Raw genomic sequence first — 20,837 nt, forward strand, 5'->3', positions numbered from 1 at the left:
AATACAAGCCTGAGAAATATCATGTTTTATCAGTTGCCGGCGGTTTAGTTTTGGCAAAAATTTCAAGTGATGCGATATTGGAAAAAATACTCGAAAGAAGAGCGCAAAAAAAAGATTCATCAGGCACTAGCGCAAAACATTAACTTTTCTGAAGATATTTCACTTGGCTATCCGGCTTCTCAGCTCGACCCGCAAGTGTTTTATGATGCGCCCTTTTTAAAAGACGCGCCGCTATTGCAAACTTTTGTCGCCAATCCGAACCATATCGGTTGCCACACGCTGGGCGATTCGGAAAATGTATTCGGTGGAACGCACGAGCTGGAACGCGAAGTGTTGAATGTCTTGGCTGTGGATGTCTTTAAAGCGGAGCCGGAAACTTTCGATGGTTATATTTCTCCCGGTGGTACCGAAGCCAATATTCAGGCGCTTTGGATGTACCGCAACTATTTCTGTTACCAACGAGGCGCAACCTCCGACGAAATTGCCATTCTGGCCTCGGAAGACACCCATTACTCCATTCCAAAAGGAGCCAACCTGCTCGGATTAAATTGGATTAAAATTCCGGTTTCTTCCGATAAAAGAATCATCGACAAAACAGCCCTAGGGCTACAGCTGACAAAGGCTAAAGGAGAAGGTAAGCGGTATTTCATTGTCATATCAAATATGGGAACGACGATGTTTGGTTCGGTCGATAATCCAGACGATTACATCTCGGTTTTAGAAAAGCACCAGCTCGAATTCAAATTGCATATCGATGGTGCTTACGGCGGTTTTGTTTATCCGTTCAGCCACCAAGCTTCAAACATTAATTTCAGCAATCCGAAAATTAGTTCCATTACGATTGACGCTCATAAAATGCTGCAGGCGCCTTACGGAACCGGAATTTTCATTTGCCGAAAAGGTTTGATAGAAAACGTGCTCACACCTGAAGCCGCTTATGTCGAAGGCCTCGATCTCACACTTTGCGGAAGTCGCTCGGGCGCCAATGCCGTGGCGGTTTGGATGATTTTGTTCAGCTACGGGCCGAATCGTTGGTTTGAGAAAGTGAGTGTGCTACAAATGCGAACTGATTTTCTTTGTCGTGAGTTGGATAAATTGGGCGTTGCTTACTTCCGTGAACCGTTGATGAATATCGTGACTGTTGATGCGGCTTATGTTCCGAAAGCGTTGGCATCGAAGTATCGTTTGGTTCCAGAAAACCATCACGATGAAAATCATTGGTATAAAATTGTGCTCATGCATCACGTGGAAGTGGAGCATTTGACTACTTTTATAGCTGATTTGAAAGCCGAATTATGCTTAAAACCGAGCTGAGAAAAAAGTACAAGCAACTGCGCGAACAATTATCCGAAAATCAAATTGAGGAATTGAGCCTGGCCATTGCCAACCAGTTGGTCCGGTTACCGATTTGGGACTACAGGTATTTTCATGTTTTTATGCCGATTTCCGAAAAAAAGGAAGTTGATACAGAATTTATTCTTCATGTTTTGGCCGGAAAAGATAAAGAAACCGTTGTTTCTAAAAGCGATTTTGAAAACTCGTGCATGACCCATTTTTTGCTCACCGACAGTACACAATTCAAGAAAAATCAGTACGGAATTTCTGAACCCGTCGACGGAATTGAAGTGCCTGCTAACAAAATCGATGTGGTTTTTGTGCCGCTATTGGCTTTTGACAGACAAGGCCATCGCGTAGGTTACGGCAAAGGTTTTTATGATAAATTTTTATCGGAATGCAGTCCGAATAGTTTGAAAATCGGATTGTCTTTCTTTGAAGCAGAAGATGCGATTGATGGTATTTGGGAAGGCGACATCAAACTCAATTATTGTATTACACCGAAAACGGTTTATCAATTCTGATGTGCCCTAGCCCTGATGGTAGCGGTAGCCCGCAGCTTGCGAGGACTATAGCAGACAGCAGGTTCCCGGCTCCTGAAAACTAACACAGATTTCACGGATTAGCACAGATTTACTCTGCACAATTGGTTCTATTAATTTTTGTGAAAAGCCTTCTTATTGAAGACAATCAAAATGCCCACGCCGGTAGAAATGGCCATGTCGGCGATGTTGAAAATCGCGTTGAAGAACTTGAAATTGTGGCCGCCAATGACCGGCATCCAGCTCGGCCAAGTACCGTCGATGATTGGAAAATAGAGCATATCGACCACTTTGCCGTGCAGTACTTTTCCGTAGGGTTTCTCTGAAAATAAAGTAGCGAGATGACCGTGGCTGTCGTCGAAAATAATCCCGTAAAACACCGAGTCAATGATGTTGCCGAAAGCGCCCGCAAGAATAAGCGCAATGGCGACGATAAGGTAAGTGGAACTTTTTTTCTGTACTGAATCCCAGAGCCAATAACCGATGGCCGTTACAGCGACCAATCTGAAAAGCGTTAAGAACAATTTGCCGTACGCGCCGGGAATCTCTGTTCCCCAAGCCATGCCTTCATTCTCAATGAACAGGATTTTAAACCAACTAAAGACGGTGACTTCTTCGCCCAATACAAAATTGGTTTTGATGTAAATCTTGCTGAGCTGGTCAACCAATAAGATTAAGAAAATAAGAAAATAGGCGTTGCGTAATGACATTGCTGATTTTTTTGATGCGCCAAAAGTAATACTATTTCTCAAAAAAAACGCCCCGGCTGGAGCGTTAATTCATTGGTGTTTTTTTGATTATCGTTGCATGTTTTTTGCCTCGATACTCATGGTCGCGTGCGGCACGATCATCAGGCGTTCTTTGCTGATGAGTTTTCCGGTCACTTTGCACACGCCATATGTTTTATTCTCTACACGGAACAAAGCGTTTTTCAAGTCGCGGATGAATTTCTCCTGACGGATGGCCAATTGTGAGTTGGCTTCTTTTGACATGGTTTCACTGCCTTCTTCGAAAGCTTTGAATGTCGGTGAAGTATCGTCGGTGCCGTTGTTAAGATCATTCATATAAGCACTTTTGATCAAGTCAAGGTCTTGTTGCGCTTTGTTGATTTTTTTTAAGATCAGTTCTTTGAACTCCGCCAAGTCGCTGTCAGAGTATCTTGCAATTTCATCTACCATAATCTTGTTATTTTGTAATTAGTATTCTTGTTTTAATGTCGTCGAATTCAATTTCGGTGCCTGAAACCGCCGCTTCAAAAACTAGGCTTTCGGTTAGCGTTTCAGATTGAATGTATTGCTGGTTGGCCAGTACCGCTTTTTCAAGCTCTTGGTTATTTTGCAAATGTACTTTGATTTTATCGGTGACTTCAAACCCGGAATCTTTTCTGAGGTTCTGGATACGATTCACCAATTCGCGTGCAATGCCTTCTTGTTTGAGTTCTTCGGTGATTGTGATATCTAGCGCTACAGTTACTCCGTTGGAGTTGGCTACTAGCCAGCCTTCAATATCTTGCGAAGAAATTTCAACATCAGCTTGTGATAAAGTTATAGTATTTCCTGAGATTTCAATATTTAAAACACCCAAAGTGTCCAGTTGGTTGATTTGCTCTTGCGAAAAAGATTGTATCTGTTTGGAAATCAAACCCATATCTTTTCCAAAACGCGGCCCTAAAGTTTTGAAGTTCGGCTTGATTTGCTTGACCAAAATACCTGATGCGTCATCTAAAATCTCTATTTCCTTGACATTGACCTCAGCTTTAACCAAATCGGAAATGGCTTCTATCTCGGCACGCTGATTCTTGTCAAGTACCGGAATCATTACCTTTTGCAGTGGTTGGCGCACCTTAATCATTTCCTTCTTACGCAGGGATAAAACCAGTGAAGAAATGGTTTGGGCTTTCTGCATTTTTCCCTCTAGCTTTTTATCAACAAAGTTTTCAACGAAAGCCGGGAAATTAGCCAAGTGAACGCTGTCAAATTTTTCTGACTCAGTGGCTTGTGTCAAATCGCGGTAAAGCCTGTCCATATAGAACGGTGCAATCGGCGCACCGAGTTTGCTAATAGTCAATAAACATGTGTACAAGGTTTGATAAGCAGAGATTTTATCCTGAGCATACTCGCCTTTCCAGAAGCGGCGTCGGCACAAACGCACATACCAATTGCTCAAGTTTTCCTGAACAAAATCGGAAATGGCGCGCACGGCTTTAGTAGGTTCGTAATCGGCATAATAACCGTCAACGTCTTTGATCAACGTGTTGAGTTCAGAAATAATCCATTGGTCGATTTCCGGTCGCTCGTTCATCGGCACCTCGGCTTCTTCGTACTTGAAATTATCAATGTTGGCATACAACGCAAAGAACGAATAAGTGTTGTACAGCGTTCCGAAAAATTTGCGGCGAACCTCAGCAATGCCCTCGATATCGAACTTCAGGTTGTCCCATGGGTTGGCATTTGAAATCATGTACCAACGTGTTGCATCGGCACCGTATTCTTTAATTGTGTCAAATGGATCGGTCGCATTGCCCAAACGCTTGGACATTTTTTGCCCATTTTTATCGAGTACCAAACCGTTGGAAACCACATTCTTGTAGGCTACTTGATCAAAGACCAAAGTACCGATGGCATGCAAAGTATAGAACCAACCACGGGTTTGATCTACTCCTTCTGCAATAAAATCTGCCGGAAAGTCTTTTTTTGAATCGATTTTGTCTTTGTTCTCGAACGGATAGTGCCATTGTGCATAAGGCATTGCTCCGGAATCAAACCAAACGTCAATTAAGTCAGCTTCGCGCTTCATCGGTTCTCCGGACGGAGAAACCAAAGTGATGGCATCAACGACGTTTTTGTGCAAATCAATCAGCGCGTAATTCGCCTCTGACATATCGCCAATTTTGAAACCTTTATATGGGTTATCTTTTTGGAAACCAGCAGTGATGGATTTTTCAATTTCGGTGTAAAGTTCTTCTACCGAACCGATGATGATTTCTTCCTTTTTATCATCGGTACGCCAAATCGGAAGCGGAATGCCCCAATATCTTGAGCGCGATAGGTTCCAGTCGTTGGCATTTTTGAGCCAGTTTCCGAAACGGCCTTCACCAGTAGCTTTGGGTTTCCAATTGATGGTTTCGTTCAAATCGAACATGCGGTCGCGAACTTCCGTAATCTTGATGAACCAAGAATCGAGCGGATAATATAAAAGCGGCTCGTCAGTGCGCCAAGAATGCGGATAACTGTGTACGTATTTCTCTACTTTGAAAGCTTTATTCTCTTCTTTTAAACGAATAGCGATTTCAACGTCGACGGATTTCTCAGGGCGTTCTGCTTCGTCGTAGTATTCGTTCTTGACGTATTTGCCTGCCAATTCACCCATGTGCGAAGTGAATTTTCCTTGTAAATCAACCAGCGGAACTGGATTTCCGTAGGCATCTAAAACCAACATTGGCGGCACTTCAGGTGTGGCTTCTTTGGCTACTTTGGCATCATCGGCTCCGAAAGTGGGCGCGGTATGCACGATTCCGGTTCCGTCTTCAGTAGTCACAAAATCGCCAGAAATCACTCGAAATGCATTTTCTGGATTTTGATATGGTAGCGCATAAGGCAACAATTGCTCATATCGTATGCCGACCAAATCTTGGCCTTTGCATTCGGCTAGGATTCTGTATGGGATTTTCTTGTCGCCATCGGCAAAATTCTCGAAATCGGAGTTGTCTTGGCTCTCGAAGAAATTTTTACCGAACTGTTTTCCTATTAGGTTTTTCGCCAAAATCACCTTTGCATGACGAAATGTGTATTGGTTAAAAGTCTCCACCAAAACATAATCTATTTTCGGCCCGACGGTTAAAGCAGTATTGGATGGTAAAGTCCACGGCGTGGTAGTCCAGGCTAGAATGTGGATGTCGCCGAAACTTTTTAGAAATTCAGGAAGGGTTTCTGCAATAGCCTTGAATTGTGCCACTACGGTAGTATCGGTCACATCGCGATAACTTCCGGGCTGGTTGACTTCGTGTGAACTCAATCCGGTTCCAGCTTTGGGAGAATACGGTTGGATGGTGTAGCCTTTATACATCAGGCCTTTGTCGTAGATTTGTTTCAAAAGCCACCAAACACTTTCCATGTATTTGGGTTGGTAGGTCACGTAAGGATCGTTCATATCGACCCAATACCCCATTTTTTCAGTCAAATCGTTCCAGACATCGGTGTAACGCATGACGGTTTTCTTGCAAGCTTCGTTGTAATCTTCGATGGAGATTTTGGTGCCGATATCTTCTTTGGTAATGCCTAGTTCTTTCTCTGTACCCAATTCAACAGGTAAACCATGCGTATCCCAACCAGCCTTTCGCTTGACTTGGTAACCTTTCTGAGTTTTATAACGACAAAAAATATCTTTAATCGCACGCGCCATTACGTGATGAATTCCGGGCAAACCGTTAGCTGAAGGCGGCCCTTCAAAAAACACAAATGGGGTTTGGCCTTCGCGCGTGGCGACGCTCTTTTCGAAGATGGTTTCTTTTTTCCAAAAATCAAGAACTTCCGATGCCACCGTCGGCAGGTCAAGCCCTTTATATTCAGTAAATTTAGTACTCATGATGCCCTTTTCTAAAATCGAGATGCGAAAGTAATAAATTGTTGTCAGTTATGCGTGTTTGCCGGGAAGTTTTTGCGTGAGTGATAGAGCGTTTGTTTGAGCTCTTTTTGCCGTAGTGCAGCGCAGGTAAAAAAAGCGAGTCGCGAAAGCACGACCCTTGTGGTCACGCCCATCAAAAAAAGCATTTATTAATAACCTTTGTATTCTTCTTATTGCTTTTAGATTTATAAAAAAATCGCCGATAAAACATCGAGTGACTTGGGCTTTTTGAAGCCTTCTAAATGCAAGCCGTAGTAATCAATTAAGTTTTTAAGTAACTGTTTGCGGTCTGAAACACTAAACATGGGTTGATTGTTATCGAACCGCAATTCGAGAAGTTTTTTGAAATTTAGGGTCTCGGCTTCATTGAGTGCTGTGGTGCCGAAAAAAGGTACAAAAATCCCTTCGCTCATTTCAAAGAATGGAAGTTCTGCCGAGGAAACTTCGGGATAAAAACCCAAATGTTTCGTGATTTCCAGTAGCAGAATCAAGTGGAAATTGGCCACGGATTCATGATAATCAAACCATTGCAAAGCGTTCTGGAGAAATTCGAACAAAGCTTCATTCTTTTCTTCTTCGCCGATAGAATATAGCAACATTTCGGAGAGGAACATCGCAATAGCGCTTTTGGTTATATCGGAGTGAATAGTTTGAAAAGGCTGGGCAATTTTGATTTCTTTGAAATACTCTAAGCTGCCTTTGTTTTTATGGACGGCTTCGATTTCTAAAATGGAAAGCGGTTGGAAATAAGCCATTCTTGCAGCGGATTTTCGACTGGAAAAAGCGTCGCGCACAAAATAGGATTTCATTCCGTCGGACTTGGTGAAGCATTTGACAATGAGGCTTTTTTCTTGAAACTTCAAGGTCGATAAGACAATCGCTTGGGTTTTGACAAGCATGGATTAATTGAAAATTTTAGTTATCAAAACAGCAAGCATTACCCAAACGCTAACGAATAATCATCACCTTCTTTACTTGAGTTTCTGCTCCATCTTCTGAGGAAATAAAAACCATATAAACCCCTGAAGCCACTTTGTATTTGCCAAATGCTGTTGTGTCCCATTCGATCGTTCCGCCCTCTGAAATGACTTCGTGCACTAAATTGCCTTCGATATCAGCAATCTTGACATGCACTTTATCCATCAAACCGCTCACCTTAACTGTTCCAGAGAATTCAGGCCGCACTGGGTTTGGATAAACATATACATTGCTCAAATCATTGTTTGCTGTGGTGGAAGTTCCTTTGAAAGAAACCATTCCTTTGTTGGTGGCTAAAAAAACTTCGCCCGTAGTGCCATTGACTTCAATATCGGTGATGTTGTTGCTGGGCAATGGCGAATTCTCGGTGGTGAAATGGTAAATGGTTTTCTGGCCGTCGGAAGAAACATAAAAAACGCCCGCATCGACCGTTCCAATCCATTTGTTGTTGGCGCCATCAACAAAAATATCACTGATGGATTGTTCGTAAAGTAACTCCTGAGCCAGATTGTCCTCAATAATGATAATTGAATTGGTTCTCAGGGTTTCATCGGTCAGAAAACTATCCACACTGGGCAATACACGAAGCCCTGCTAAAGTTCCGATCCAAAGTTGATTGCGATTATCTACTGCTATAGCTCGAGCATCAAATGAAGGTAGGTTGCCTGCGTCTGCACTATTACTAATAATTTTAAAACGATTGTTATAATTTTCATTGAATCCTATCACTCCATCGCGCCAAGTGGCCATCCATTTAGTACCGTTTTTATCAATGGCCATTCTACCGAAACGAAGCCTACCGATATTGGCTACCACATTCTGCATATCGAAAGATTGCCATTGACCATTGGCTTTAAATACTTTCAGTCCTTTGCGAACAATGCTATTAGTGACCCATAAGTTCCCTGATTTATCAAACACAGAACCGTTGACACGGATATCATCGGGTACTTGCCCAGCAATGGATTGCAAACCATCATTGCCTGTATTAGACGTATTGTAAATGGTAGTCGGGACATCGTTTTCAAGTTTTAACAATCCCGAGTAAAAAGAGCTAAAAAAAACCTGCTTTTCATTGTTCGGATTGATGGTAATTCTCGATAAGGCTTTGGCTTCAAGAAGTGATTCATATGGAATATTCAGCCAGCCTGTTTTGCTGAATTTGCTGATCCCGAATCTGGGAAGACCTCCCGGAGCAAATGCATATGGATTATAGTCAAGGTCATAGCCTCCAAAAACAGCCCAAAGCGTAGTTGCTGTTGCGTTAATTGCAAACACATTATTGCGTAATGGTCCTTCAGGAGTTTTATTCTCGATTAGAGAACCGTTTAAGCCTTTTTTGAACAGTCCGTCTTCCTTAGTGCCCAGATACACATCATTATCAATAACAGTAGCACAACTGAAACTTACGGCGTGTGTCGTTATTTGACTACTACCGATATCGGCAATTTGACTTAAGGCACTATTGTATATATATACATGATTGTTGGTGGTGACTAAAAGATAATTGCCGCTGGAACGAATATCATTGGCCGGTTCCGCCAATTGTGCAACAGGAACGAACGTGGTTCCATTCCACTTTTGAAGGCTTGCTGAAGTGGTGACAGCTACAAGGTTATTGCCTATTTTCTCAATGCCCGACCACCCAAAATTAGCCACGGTAGTCCATTGTTGGTAATCATTCAAATTAGGGTTACTGAGGTCTGCAATAAGAATTCCGTTGGTTTTGGAAGCCGCACAAATTCTTCCGTTAAATACCGCCGATTGCTCGACATTGATTTGAGCGCCACCGGGCCCAATAAAGTAAGTATCGCCGAATTGTAAAGTATTCAAATTGTACTGTACTATTCCGAAATCGCAACACACATATATAATATCATTATAATCCATGAAGTGGTTGATTCGCTTTACATTTTGCGGAATTGATTTGTTGATAATATCCACCACATTGAGCATCGAACCGTCTATTTCATTATACACGATGATAAGTCCGTTTTCATATCCAATAATTGTTTTTCTCAGTGTGGGGCTGTGGTAAACTGCCGTTATGGTCAAGCCAGAAAGCCCGTCGATAGTATTGAGAATTTTAGTGGTTCCCGAAGCTAGGTCTTCAGAAAAGATAGCGTTTTCGGTAGCCGCGATAATTTTGTTTGTGTCTTGTGAAAGGTCGTTGATTTGGTTGTATGAGAAATAGCCTTTCCAGGACTGGCCGTTCTGGGATTGTCCGACAACAATCACAAAACACGAAATAATACTGAAGAAAAATACTTTCATTAAAATGTAACTTGATTGAACACAAATATAGTGTAAAACGAAAAAAACCAACGTTTAATATCACCCATAAAAAAAGCCTTTTGCAATCTGCAGCAAAAGGCTTTTCAACTTAAGTATCAGGCAAAACAATTGTAGTTGGGCAATCGTCTCGCTTTGTTGTTCAAGATTATACTACTCCTTGGCCTAACATGGCATCGGCTACTTTAACGAAACCGGCAATGTTGGCACCTTTAACATAATCTACGTAACCGGTGCCGTCTGCTCCGTATTTTACGCAAGCTGCATGGATATTCAGCATAATATTGTGTAATCTTTGGTCTACTTCTTCAGAAGTCCAGCTCAAACGCAATGAATTTTGTGACATTTCAAGACCTGAAGTAGCCACACCGCCTGCATTGGATGCTTTCCCTGGTGCGAACAAAATCTTGGCTTTAGTAAATACCTCAACGGCTTCCGGTGTCGAAGGCATGTTTGCTCCTTCGGCCACACAAATACAGCCATTAGCCACAAGCATTTTCGCTTCTTCTTCGTTTAGTTCGTTTTGAGTTGCGCAAGGCAAGGCCACATCACATTTCACTTCCCAAGGACGTTTCCCGGCAATGTACTTAGCGTTTGGATATTTTTTCACGTATTCAGAAATACGGGCGTAATCTACGTTTTTGATTTGCATTACATGGGCAAGTTTCTCTGCATCAATTCCGTCTGCATCATAAATGTATCCGGCAGAATCTGAGAGGGTTACTACTTTACCGCCTAATTGTGTCGCTTTTTCAGCAGCGTATTGCGCTACGTTTCCTGAACCTGAGATAACCACAGTTTTTCCTTTGAAACTATCTCCTTTGGTTTCCAACATCGCTTGTGCGAAATAAACATCTCCGTAACCCGTAGCTTCAGGACGAATAAGTGAGCCCCCGAAAGAAATTCCTTTACCGGTCAAAACGCCTGTGAATTCATTTCTAAGTCTTTTGTATTGACCAAACATATAACCTACTTCACGGCCTCCAACACCAATATCTCCGGCAGGAACGTCTGTGTCGGCTCCGATATGTTTTGATAATTCAGTCATGAAAGCTTGGCAGAAACGCATGATTTCGTTGTCTGATTTTCCTTTTGGATCAAAGTCAGCACCTCCTTTTCCTCCACCCATTGGCAAAGTAGTTAAGCTGTTTTTGAAAGTTTGTTCGAAAGCTAAGAATTTTAAAATGCTCAGGTTTACTGAAGGGTGGAAACGAATTCCTCCTTTGTATGGCCCGATAGCAGAATTCATCTGGATCCTGTAACCGCGGTTCACTTGGGTGTTTCCAGCATCGTCAATCCAGACCACGCGGAACATAATGACGCGCTCAGCCTCGACCATACGCTCAAGAAGCATTTTGTTTTGGTACTTTTTATTTTGTTCGATGAATGGAATAACCGTTTCTGCAACTTCCTTTACGGCTTGCATGAATTCAGGTTCATTCGGGTTTCTTTTCGAAACGGCGTCAATGAAATTGTGGATGCTTTGTGACATGATTAATAGATTATTGACGTTTAAGAAAACGTTTTCGTTAATTGTCGGCAAATATACATTTTTATAAAAGACAGCTAAATTTTTTTGATGATAAAAATCAACAATTATCAACAAGCGCAGCACATGCTTTATTTGTTCGAAAAACGTTGGTTTTGACAAACATCCACTAGATTTAACGTTTAAATAGCGGGATTTTTTTTATTTTATTTTATGAAGTGAATGATGTTTTTATATATTTGTCGAGAATTGATTTAATCCTATATCCAAATGCCCAAATATTTTGTTCTAATCTTCTTGTTTTTATTTGGTTATTCTACCAAAACCAATGCGCAATTCGGTTTTTCTCATGAAGTAGGAGTAATTGTTGGGCCAGTAGCTTTCCAGTCGGATTATGGTGAGCGTCATGACTATGACACCAATGCCGGTAATACTGGTTTCGGAATTGGGCTTATCCACTATTTGAACTTCTCGTACAAAGCAGACTGTAACTGTTATACTCCCGAAACTTATTTCAACGACCACTTCAAACTCAGAAGTGAATTGTCTTACAACAAAACCAATCTCAGACATTTCGGAGAATACACCGACGGCGACCGGAAAAAACTTTTTAACCGTCAGCTCAGAGCAATGCGCGGAAGTACCGCTATCACCAATATCGGAATGCAATTAGAATACTATCCATTCAGTATTCGTGAGTTTACAGCTACTACTGGATCGTTTGCACCATTTGTGAGTCTTGGAGGTCAATTTAGTTTTTACGACCCAAGCGCCTATTCCACATTAGGCAGATTGAATACTCCGGCAACTACTCCAGTTAAATATTACAACGCTACTCAAAACGGCAGTGGTTCGGTTTGGTCAGTAGTAGGAAGTATCGGAACCCGTTACAAATTGTCAACTTCTTCAGATTTATTAGCCGATTTGCGTTGGCAATACTTTTTCTCGAACTGGGTTGATGGTTTGAATCCGAACCCAGATTTATATCCTGAGAACAAGGCCAATGACTGGTTGGTTTGGTTCAACGTAGGTTATATCTATTACATCCAGTAGACAAAAAATATTGTATTAAAAAAAGCCAGTACAATCTACTGGCTTTTTTTTATTGTAAGGCTTGTTTCAAATCTTCAATCAAGTCTTCACTGTCTTCAATTCCGACGCTCAATCGCACTAAATCATCGGAGATACCAATCTCTTTGCGCTTGTCTTCAGGAATGGACGCATGGGTCATTAGCGCCGGATGGTTGGCCAAAGATTCTACGCCGCCAAGCGATTCGGCCAAGGTGAATACTTTGAGTTTTTCCAGGAATTTGATTGCCTCTTCTTTTGCCCCAGAAGCAAACGTAAAGGAAACCATACCACCAAAGCCACTCATTTGCTTCTTAGCGATTTCATGATACGGATGACTGCTAAGTCCGGGATAATAAACCGTTTTGATTTTCGGATGGCTGCTCAGAAATGCCGCGACTTTCTCACCATTTTCACAATGCCTTTGCACTCTTAAGTGTAAGGTTTTAATTCCGCGCAAGACTAGGAAACTATCCATTGGGCCGAGCGTGGCGCCTGTGGCAAACTGTTGAAAATGCAATTGGTCACCGAGTGCAGCATCTTTAATAACCAGTGCACCGGCAATCACATCCGAATGCCCGCCGAGATACTTAGTTGCCGAATGCATCACGATATCGGCGCCTAAATCTAACGGCCGTTGTAAATACGGTGTTGCGAAAGTATTATCGACTGCGAAAAGAATATTTTTGGCTTTGGTGATTTTAGCAATCTCGGCTATATCCGCGAGTTTCATCAGCGGATTGGTTGGCGTTTCTACCCAAACCAATTTTGTGTTTTCGTTGATTAAAGACTGGAATTTCTCGATATCATTCATATCGACAAAATGAAATTTGATGCCTGAATCTTTGTAAATGCGTGTGAACATACGGTAAGTACCACCGTACAAATCGTCCATGGCAATGACTTCGTCGCCGGCTTTAAAAGAGCGCAACAAACAATCAGTGGCCGCTAGTCCTGAAGAAAAAGCCAAGGCGCGGCTGCCGTTTTCGATGCTGGCCAAGGCATGCTCCAAAGCAGTCCGGGTTGGGTTCGCAGCACGACTGTATTCATAATCCGGATTCACAGGTTGACCCGGGCTATTTTGAACAAAGGTAGAAGTTTGGTATACAGGCGGCATGACGGCTCCGGTGCTCGGGTCGTGGTGTTGGCCTCCGTGAATGGTTTTGGTGTTGAATTTCATCGTATGGGTAAATGAAGATTATTTGAATTGATAAACGCGACAAAGATAACAAGTCTGTTTGGTCAGCGAAAGTTCTTTGGGAGAAATTGCCCTAGCCCCGATAGTAGTGAAAAGCCCGGAGCTGCGCGAGGACTTGAAACGAATAGCGGGAAATCGCTTCAAAAAAATCTAAACAAACTTCCAGATGCTCATCATCACGCCCGTGTGGACCGCCTCATGGTAATAATTGAAGGCCATTGCCTCGGCAGCGTTTCTCAGGTGGAATCCGGTCATGGTGGTAAACTCGTTGTAGTTCTTGAAAATATCGGCGGCAAAATCTTTTTCGGTCTGGTCGATGGTTGAAGTCAGTAAAGCCCGAATTTGATTGACATCTTCTTGGGTCAAATCGCCCTCAGGTTTGGTGCCGCGCTTGTAGGCATTGACCATTTCCGAGGAAACCATCATCGGCAAACCTGATAAATTATAAACCAACATCTGCTGCACCACTACAATGTGCCCGATGTTCCAAATTAAATTGTTATTGAAGCCCGGCGGGATTTTATTGAGCTGCTCCAACGAGTAATTATCGAGGAAATCTGCCAATATCTTTCGGCTGGTGCGTGTGATTTCGAAAATTTTCTGCATGATATTTTTTGTTTAAAAATAGGCAATTTGAGCGGCAAAAGAATTTTCTTTGTAAAAAGATTTCTATGAACACCGTGTACTATCTTCCTTCTTGCGACACTTGCCGTAAAATCCTCAAATCCCTACCTGAAAACGACCTGAGTTTGCGCGACATCAAGCAAGAATCTATAACCGAGAACGAACTCGAAACGATGCGAAAACTGGCCGGCAGCTATGAAGCCTTGTTCAGCCGTAAAGCGCAATTGTACAAATCGCTCGGGCTCAAAGACCAAGTTTTAACTGAGGCTGATTATAAAAAACACATTCTAGAGCATTACACTTTTTTGAGTCGTCCGGTATTTATCATTGACGATAAAATTTACATCGGCAACAGTGCGAAAAATGTGGAAGCAGTCATCAAAGCGTTAAGTTGATGTCGCGCAGGAACCTTGCTCTTGTTGCCGCTACTTTGGTCTCTGTAATTTATGGGCTCACTTTTACAATTGCCAAAGAGGTGATGCCCGAGTTTGTGAAGCCCTTCGGTTTTATTTTATTGCGCGTGGCCGGAGCTACCGCACTGTTCTGGCTTGTGGCGCCTTTAGGCCCGAAAGAAAAAATTGCATGGGCCGATTTTCCTAGAATTGCCGCCGCTGCACTTTTTGGTGTTGCCCTCAATATGCTGACTTTCTTTAAAGGTTTGAGTTTGACCACGCCGATTTCTGCCGCTGTAATTATGGTTACCACGCCGATTATTGTGCTGATTCTTTCTGCTATTATTGTGCGCGAACAGATGAAACTGCAAAAGGCCATTGGAATTCTATTGGGCTTAGGCGGCACTTTGCTCTTGATTTTGTTCGGAAAATCAGTTGGTGGCTCAGCCCAAGCCGGTTGGGGCAATCTTCTAGTGTTCATCAACGCGGTTTCTTACGGATTGTACCTGATTGTAGTAAAAAAACTCATGGACAAATACAACGCTTTTACCTTCGTGAAATGGATTTATACGTTCGGTTTGTTCATGGTAATCCCTTTCGGCTGGAACGAACTGCAGTTAGTAAATTGGCCGCAAGTTCCGACGTCGGTTGGCTGGGAAATTGGCTTTGTGGTTCTGTTTTCTACGTTCGGCACTTATTTGTTGAATTTACTTTCAATGCGCGAACTCAATCCGACTACGGTAGCCGTTTTCATTTATCTGCAACCTTTGTTCGCGGCCCTGATTGCAATTGGCTTGGGCAAAGACGAGCTCAATTGGGTGAAACTTAGTGCTGCTTTGTTGATCTTTTTGGGCGTTTACCTCGTGATACAAAAAAAGCCAACGGCATCAACTGATAACTGAGCGCCATTAATTATCTTTGGCTTCTTTAAAATAAGTTTATGATCCAGTCGATGACCGGTTTCGGCAAAGCCACGCTGCAATTGCCCACCAAGAAAATCACCGTAGAAATCAAATCGCTCAACAGCAAAGGGCTTGATTTGAACGTCAGAATGCCTTCTGTTTACCGCGAACTCGAACTCGGTTTGCGCAATGAAGTCGCCCTAAAACTCGAACGCGGTAAAATCGACTTTTCAATCTATGTAGAAATCACCGGTGAACAAACTTCCACCAAAATCAATGTTCCGATTGTTAAGGCTTATATCAACCAAATGCGCGAAGTTATTGCCAACGCAGACGAAACCGAGCTCATGAAAATGGCCGTGCGCATGCCCGATGCCGTGAAAACCGAACGCGAGGAAATTGACGAGAACGACTGGGCCGAAATCCAGAAAGTGATTCAGGAAGCCATGCAGAATATTGCTAATTTCCGCCAAGACGAAGGAAAATCGCTCGAGCAGGAATTTCAGTTTCGCATCGCCAACATCCGTCAATACATGGAAGATGCTTTGGCCTTAGATGCAGAAAGAGTACAAGCCATTAAAGACCGTTTGCAAACGGCCATCAGTGAACTTTCAGTCAATGTAGACGAAAACCGTTTTGAGCAAGAATTGATTTATTACCTAGAGAAACTCGATATCACCGAAGAAAAAGTAAGGCTCACCACGCACCTGGATTATTTCATCGAAACTTTAAACAGTAAAGAAGCCAATGGTCGAAAGTTGGGTTTCATTACACAGGAAATGGGCCGCGAAATCAATACTATGGGATCAAAAGCGAACCACGCCCAGATGCAGAAATTGGTCGTGATGATGAAAGACGAACTCGAGAAAATCAAAGAACAGGTTTTAAACGTTTTATAAGCTGCCGATTATGAAAAAAGGGAAATTACTCGTGTTCTCAGCGCCGTCAGGTTCGGGAAAAACTACCATCGTACGGCATTTGTTGGCCCAAGCAGACTTGAATCTGGAGTTTTCAATCTCGGCCGCTACACGCGCTCCTAGAGGACAAGAAATCGACGGTAAAGACTATTATTTCATCTCCATTGAAGACTTCAAAAAACATATTAAAACCGAAGATTTCATTGAGTGGGAAGAAGTGTATCGCGACAATTTTTACGGCACGCTTCGAAGCGAAGTGGAACGAATTTGGGCGTTAGGAAAAAACGTCATCTTCGATATAGACGTTGCCGGCGGATTGCGCATCAAAAGAAAGTTTCCCGAAGAAACCTTAGCGGTTTTCGTGAAGCCACCGAGTATTGACGAGCTTAAAATCAGGTTGAAAAAACGCTCCACGGAAAGCGAAGACAAAATCAATATGCGCATTGCCAAAGCTTCGGTAGAATTGGCTACAGCGCCGCAGTTTGACAAAATCATCAAGAATTACGACCTCGACATCGCCAAAGAAGAAGCGTACCTGTTGGTCAAAGATTTTTTAAAAGATTAAAATGAAAATCGGACTGTATTTCGGCACCTTCAACCCGATTCACATTGGCCATCTGATCATTGCCAATCACTTGGCCGAACACGCAGGTTTAGACCAAATTTGGATGATGGTCACGCCACACAATCCGCTAAAAACCAAAGACACGCTGCTGGATGATTACCAACGGTTGCACTTGGTGTTTCTCGCGGCCGAAGACTATCCGAAGATCAAACCGTCGGATTTTGAGTTCAAACTGCCGCAACCCAATTATACCGTGAATACTTTAGCACACCTGCAAGACCAATATCCGCAACATGAGTTTTCGCTGATTATGGGCGAAGACAACTTGCGCACATTTCACAAGTGGAAAAACTACGAGGTGATTTTAGAACATCACGAAATTTATGTGTACCCGAGGCTGTCTGCCGAAGCCGAAAACCACCAGTTCAAAAACCATCCAAAAATCCATATAGTGGCGGCGCCAATTGTAGAAATTTCAGCCACTTTTATTCGAGAGAACATTAAAAACAAAAAGAATGTCAGGCCGCTGTTGCCCGAAAAAGTTTGGCAATATATTGACCACAACAATTTGTATAGGAAATAAATTCTGGGCTTTTTTTAGAAATTCAAAAGGCGTTCAAAGTTGAACTTTTGAACGCCTTTCTCAACATTAAAACAAAACGTAACTAACCTATTTTTAAGTCTGCAGCCACTTCTAGCGCAGGCTCTTGAACAGATAACGAAACAAATTTAAACTTATTACCTTGAATATCAAAATAATACAACAAATTTATTTTGACTTGTTTTATTTTTTATAGTTGGTTCGTTGGGCAGTGATTTGATTTTGTGAATTTTTGGTTACTTTTGAAACCATAGTTTCTTTTTTCAGGAGCTATTCCCGCTATACGCAGTATCTTTTTGCTGTTTGCTGTCACAACCATCAAAAAGGATACAAGCTGCTATCGGGGCTAAACTGTAGAATCTCCATGACAAATTACCCAAAAATAGCCGTCATCGGTGGCGGAAGCTGGGCCACGGCCATTGCTAAAATGCTGTGTGTGAACCTGCCCGAAATTGCTTGGTACATGCGCAACGAAGAAGCCATCGCCCATCTGAAAAAACACCACCACAACCCCAATTATTTGAGTTCGGTAGAATTCAACATCGAGAAGTTAAAACTTACCAGCAACATCAACGAGGCAGTCGCTTATGCCGATTACCTTATCTTTGCGATTCCGTCGGCTTTTTTAAGTACTGAACTATCCAAACTCAAGGAAAGCCTCGAAGGGAAAGTGATTTTCTCGGCCATCAAAGGCATTGTGCCCGAAACCAGTCTGATTGTCGGAGAACACTTCAACAAAACCTACCATATTCCGTTTGAAAACATCGGCGTTATTACCGGCCCTTGCCATGCCGAAGAAGTCGCGCTAGAACGCTTGTCGTATTTGACCATTGCTTGCGGTGACGAAGCCAAAGCCAAGATGGTGGCCAAATGCTTGTCGGGCAATTATATCAAAGCCAAAATCAGCGACGACATTATCGGAACTGAATATGCCGCCATGCTCAAAAACATTTATGCCATCGCAGCAGGAATCGCCCACGGTATTGGATACGGTGACAACTTTCAATCAGTGCTCATGAGTAACGGCATCCGCGAAATGAAAAAGTTCATCCGCAAAGTGCACAAAATGAAACGCAACATCAACAACTCGGCCTATCTGGGCGATTTACTCGTTACGGGTTATTCTGTATTTTCACGCAACCGGATGTTCGGCAATATGATTGGAAAAGGCTACACGGTAAAGAGCGCCATGATGGAAATGAGTATGGTCGCAGAAGGCTATTACGCCGCGAAAAGCGCTTGGGAACTCAACCAACAATACGGTGCAAAAACGCCAATTATTGATGCCGTACACGCGATTTTATACGAAGGCAAAGACGCCAAAAAAGTTTTCAAGAAACTCACCGAAAAACTAGATTAATTCACTGACCCAGAAAATTCAAATTATGGAAAAAGGTATTTTATTCGTTTTGATTCTCCTGAACACGATTGTTTTAATGGGACAAGTTTGGCCCGATGGCGCACCACCTTTTGCAAGAACAGTGAATATCGTATTTCTGGTGGCGAGTTTTCTTTATTTTTCGATCATGATTTCGAAGAAAAAGCCCAAAGACAACAATGATTATATGAACAAGAGATAATCGTCGACTTTGCCGTTTATCTTACAATCACGCCGGGCTCAAATAAAATCGGCACTTCTTCGAGCTGGCTCTCATTGATAGAATTCGCTTTAAAAATGTATTTCCTATCAAATAAAGTGTTGCCGATAAAAAACGTCAGCATGAATTCGTTGTTGAGTTCGAGTACACTTTTCTCAATCATTTCGATTTTTACTACCGAAACCGCGGGCATTTCTACCAGCGCATGGCGCAGCAAGGAAGTTTTGCGCATTTCGCCTTGAATGGTACCAAAAGCTTTTGATACGACCATAATATCGTGCAAGTCATTATCGCTGTCATTGACCAAGTAAACGTTCCAGACTTTTTCCATGAAATCGTCGTTCCACTGGAGCACGGCGGCCATGAATACGTTTTCTACTTCGGGTATAGTGATGTCTTTTCTCATGGTGGTTTTGGGGATCAAGTCCTAGCCCATTTAGCTAGGCTCAGGTCGGCTGTGCCTCGGGTGATATTAAGAGGAGAATGTCCAGTGGAGATTCGGCTTTTTAATTTATGAATATTAGGAATCCTGTTCTTTTGCAAACAAAGTTGGTTTAAAAATCGAAGCCCTAGCCCGGATGGTAGCGGCATCCTTTTTCTTGCTGCTGCCTGCAAGGAAAAGATACAGCAGACAGCCGGATCAGCTTCAAGCTATAATTATTAATTCTTCACTATTAATTATTAATTGACTAGATGCTCGATTTGAATTGCTCTAAAAAGCGGATGTCATTTTCGTAGAACATCCGAATATCGCCAATTTGGTAAAGCAACATCGCAATTCTTTCGATGCCCATTCCGAGCGCAAAACCATTGTATTCCTCTGGGTTGATGCCGCAATTCTTGAGCACGTTCGGATCGACCATTCCGCAACCCATGATTTCCAGCCAGCCGGTTCCTTTAGTGATGCGGTAATCTGTTTCGGTTTTCAATCCCCAGTAGATATCGACCTCAGCGCTGGGCTCGGTAAACGGAAAATAGCTTGGGCGCAAACGGATCTTGCTCTTTCCGAACATCTCCTTGGTGAAATATAACAAAGTCTGTTTGAGATCGGCAAACGAAACGTCTTTGTCTATGTACAAGCCTTCAACTTGGTGGAAAATACAGTGCGACCGCGAAGAAACGGCCTCATTGCGGAACACGCGCCCGGGAGAAATCGTTCTAATCGGCGGTTTGTTGTTTTCCATGTAACGCACTTGCACCGATGACGTATGCGTTCTGAGCAAAATATCGGGATTGGTCTGGATGAAAAAAGTGTCCTGCATGTCGCGCGCCGGATGGTATTCGGGCAAATTCAGCGCGGTAAAGTTGTGCCAGTCGTCTTCGATTTCAGGGCCTTCGGACACGTTGAAACCGATGTTCGAAAAAATGTCGATAATCTGGTTCTTGACAATCGAAATCGGATGGCGTGAACCAATGGTAAACGGTTCTGCCGGACGTGTCAAATCGCCGTAGATGCCGCGGGCTTCCTCTTTTCCTTGTAATGATTCTTGGATGGAACGGACCTTTTCTTCTGCCGTGGTTTTGAGCAGATTGATGACTTGCCCAAACTCTTTCTTTTGGTCGACCGGTACGTTTTTGAATTCAGCAAAAAAGTCTTTGAGCAAACCTTTACTTCCTAAATATTTAATGCGGAAGGCTTCGAGTTCATCTGTATTTTGAGTACTGAACTCTTGGGCTTCGGCAATATGGGCTTTGATTTTGTCTATCATAGTC

20 protein-coding genes are annotated in these 20,837 nt (G+C 42.7%); 10 read left to right on the forward strand and 10 right to left on the reverse strand.

Translation table 11 applies throughout. The features are described 5' to 3' along the window. Positions 1-69: 69 nt before the first annotated feature. Together G4D82_RS02300 and G4D82_RS02305 are read left to right on the forward strand one after the other, a co-directional pair. The gene (locus tag G4D82_RS02300) at positions 70-1,314 is read left to right on the forward strand and encodes a pyridoxal phosphate-dependent decarboxylase family protein (protein ID WP_166334012.1); all 1,245 of its coding nucleotides are present in this window, start codon (positions 70-72) and stop codon (positions 1,312-1,314) included. Continuing rightward, positions 1,296-1,859 (forward strand): 5-formyltetrahydrofolate cyclo-ligase, encoded by a 564-nt coding sequence (locus tag G4D82_RS02305; protein ID WP_166334014.1) that lies wholly within the window; start codon positions 1,296-1,298, stop codon positions 1,857-1,859. The genes G4D82_RS02300 and G4D82_RS02305 overlap by 19 nt, the downstream gene beginning before the upstream one ends. A 131-nt stretch (positions 1,860-1,990) precedes the next feature. On the opposite strand, the gene G4D82_RS02310 is transcribed toward G4D82_RS02305, so the two are convergent. The 6 genes from G4D82_RS02310 to gdhA form a co-directional block, all read right to left on the reverse strand. Further along, positions 1,991-2,587, reverse strand: a complete 597-nt coding sequence (locus tag G4D82_RS02310; RefSeq protein WP_166334016.1) for a lipoprotein signal peptidase — start codon at positions 2,585-2,587, stop codon at positions 1,991-1,993. 87 nt (positions 2,588-2,674) lie between these two features. After that, positions 2,675-3,055, reverse strand: coding sequence for a TraR/DksA family transcriptional regulator (locus G4D82_RS02315; protein WP_166334018.1), 381 nt, complete (start codon positions 3,053-3,055; stop codon positions 2,675-2,677). A 7-nt stretch (positions 3,056-3,062) separates the two neighbouring features. Beyond that, complete coding sequence (gene ileS / locus G4D82_RS02320; protein ID WP_166334020.1) at positions 3,063-6,461, reverse strand: isoleucine--tRNA ligase; 3,399 nt, start codon at positions 6,459-6,461, stop codon at positions 3,063-3,065. Positions 6,462-6,685: 224 nt separating this feature from the next. Further along, positions 6,686-7,399: a DNA repair protein RecO gene (gene recO / locus G4D82_RS02325; RefSeq protein WP_166334023.1), complete on the reverse strand. Its 714-nt coding sequence runs from the start codon at positions 7,397-7,399 to the stop codon at positions 6,686-6,688. Positions 7,400-7,448: 49 nt separating this feature from the next. Further along, positions 7,449-9,752: a type IX secretion system anionic LPS delivery protein PorZ gene (gene porZ / locus G4D82_RS02330; RefSeq protein ID WP_166334025.1), complete on the reverse strand. Its 2,304-nt coding sequence runs from the start codon at positions 9,750-9,752 to the stop codon at positions 7,449-7,451. Between the two features lie 166 nt (positions 9,753-9,918). Continuing rightward, entirely contained in the window at positions 9,919-11,262 is a 1,344-nt protein-coding gene (gdhA, locus tag G4D82_RS02335; RefSeq protein WP_166334027.1) for an NADP-specific glutamate dehydrogenase, read from the reverse strand. Positions 11,263-11,529: 267 nt separating this feature from the next. On the opposite strand from gdhA, the gene G4D82_RS02340 reads away from it, so the two are divergent. Then, entirely contained in the window at positions 11,530-12,312 is a 783-nt protein-coding gene (locus tag G4D82_RS02340; protein WP_166334029.1) for a THC0290_0291 family protein, read from the forward strand. Positions 12,313-12,361: 49 nt separating this feature from the next. Here G4D82_RS02340 and G4D82_RS02345 read toward each other — a convergent pair whose 3' ends face one another. After that, on the reverse strand, positions 12,362-13,507 hold the full coding sequence (locus G4D82_RS02345) for a cystathionine gamma-synthase (RefSeq protein ID WP_166334031.1): 1,146 nt from the start codon (positions 13,505-13,507) through the stop codon (positions 12,362-12,364). A gap of 168 nt (positions 13,508-13,675) precedes the next feature. Further along, positions 13,676-14,131, reverse strand: coding sequence for a DinB family protein (locus tag G4D82_RS02350; protein ID WP_166334033.1), 456 nt, complete (start codon positions 14,129-14,131; stop codon positions 13,676-13,678). 65 nt (positions 14,132-14,196) lie between these two features. On the opposite strand from G4D82_RS02350, the gene G4D82_RS02355 reads away from it, so the two are divergent. From G4D82_RS02355 to G4D82_RS02385, 7 genes are all read left to right on the forward strand, one after another. Next, positions 14,197-14,544, forward strand: coding sequence for an arsenate reductase family protein (locus tag G4D82_RS02355; protein WP_166334035.1), 348 nt, complete (start codon positions 14,197-14,199; stop codon positions 14,542-14,544). Next, complete coding sequence (locus G4D82_RS02360) at positions 14,544-15,443, forward strand: DMT family transporter (RefSeq protein ID WP_166334037.1); 900 nt, start codon at positions 14,544-14,546, stop codon at positions 15,441-15,443. The genes G4D82_RS02355 and G4D82_RS02360 overlap by 1 nt, the downstream gene beginning before the upstream one ends. A 38-nt stretch (positions 15,444-15,481) precedes the next feature. Beyond that, the gene (locus G4D82_RS02365; RefSeq protein WP_166334039.1) at positions 15,482-16,342 is read left to right on the forward strand and encodes a YicC/YloC family endoribonuclease; all 861 of its coding nucleotides are present in this window, start codon (positions 15,482-15,484) and stop codon (positions 16,340-16,342) included. 10 nt (positions 16,343-16,352) lie between these two features. Beyond that, complete coding sequence (gene gmk, locus G4D82_RS02370) at positions 16,353-16,925, forward strand: guanylate kinase (RefSeq protein WP_166334041.1); 573 nt, start codon at positions 16,353-16,355, stop codon at positions 16,923-16,925. A gap of 1 nt (position 16,926) precedes the next feature. Then, positions 16,927-17,508 carry a nicotinate (nicotinamide) nucleotide adenylyltransferase gene (gene nadD / locus G4D82_RS02375; protein ID WP_166334043.1) on the forward strand — a complete coding sequence of 194 codons (582 nt, stop codon included), beginning with the start codon at positions 16,927-16,929 and terminating at the stop codon, positions 17,506-17,508. A gap of 382 nt (positions 17,509-17,890) precedes the next feature. After that, positions 17,891-18,886, forward strand: a complete 996-nt coding sequence (locus G4D82_RS02380) for an NAD(P)H-dependent glycerol-3-phosphate dehydrogenase (protein ID WP_166334045.1) — start codon at positions 17,891-17,893, stop codon at positions 18,884-18,886. A gap of 25 nt (positions 18,887-18,911) precedes the next feature. Then, the gene (locus G4D82_RS02385) at positions 18,912-19,106 is read left to right on the forward strand and encodes a hypothetical protein (RefSeq protein WP_166334047.1); all 195 of its coding nucleotides are present in this window, start codon (positions 18,912-18,914) and stop codon (positions 19,104-19,106) included. 16 nt (positions 19,107-19,122) lie between these two features. Here G4D82_RS02385 and G4D82_RS02390 read toward each other — a convergent pair whose 3' ends face one another. Together G4D82_RS02390 and pheS are read right to left on the reverse strand one after the other, a co-directional pair. Next, the gene (locus G4D82_RS02390; RefSeq protein ID WP_166334049.1) at positions 19,123-19,530 is read right to left on the reverse strand and encodes a hypothetical protein; all 408 of its coding nucleotides are present in this window, start codon (positions 19,528-19,530) and stop codon (positions 19,123-19,125) included. Between the two features lie 283 nt (positions 19,531-19,813). Continuing rightward, the gene (gene pheS / locus G4D82_RS02395) at positions 19,814-20,833 is read right to left on the reverse strand and encodes a phenylalanine--tRNA ligase subunit alpha (RefSeq protein ID WP_166334051.1); all 1,020 of its coding nucleotides are present in this window, start codon (positions 20,831-20,833) and stop codon (positions 19,814-19,816) included. Positions 20,834-20,837: the final 4 nt, after the last annotated feature.

It is taken from the genome of Flavobacterium lotistagni (assembly GCF_011392125.1).
Taxonomy (GTDB): domain Bacteria; phylum Bacteroidota; class Bacteroidia; order Flavobacteriales; family Flavobacteriaceae; genus Flavobacterium; species Flavobacterium lotistagni.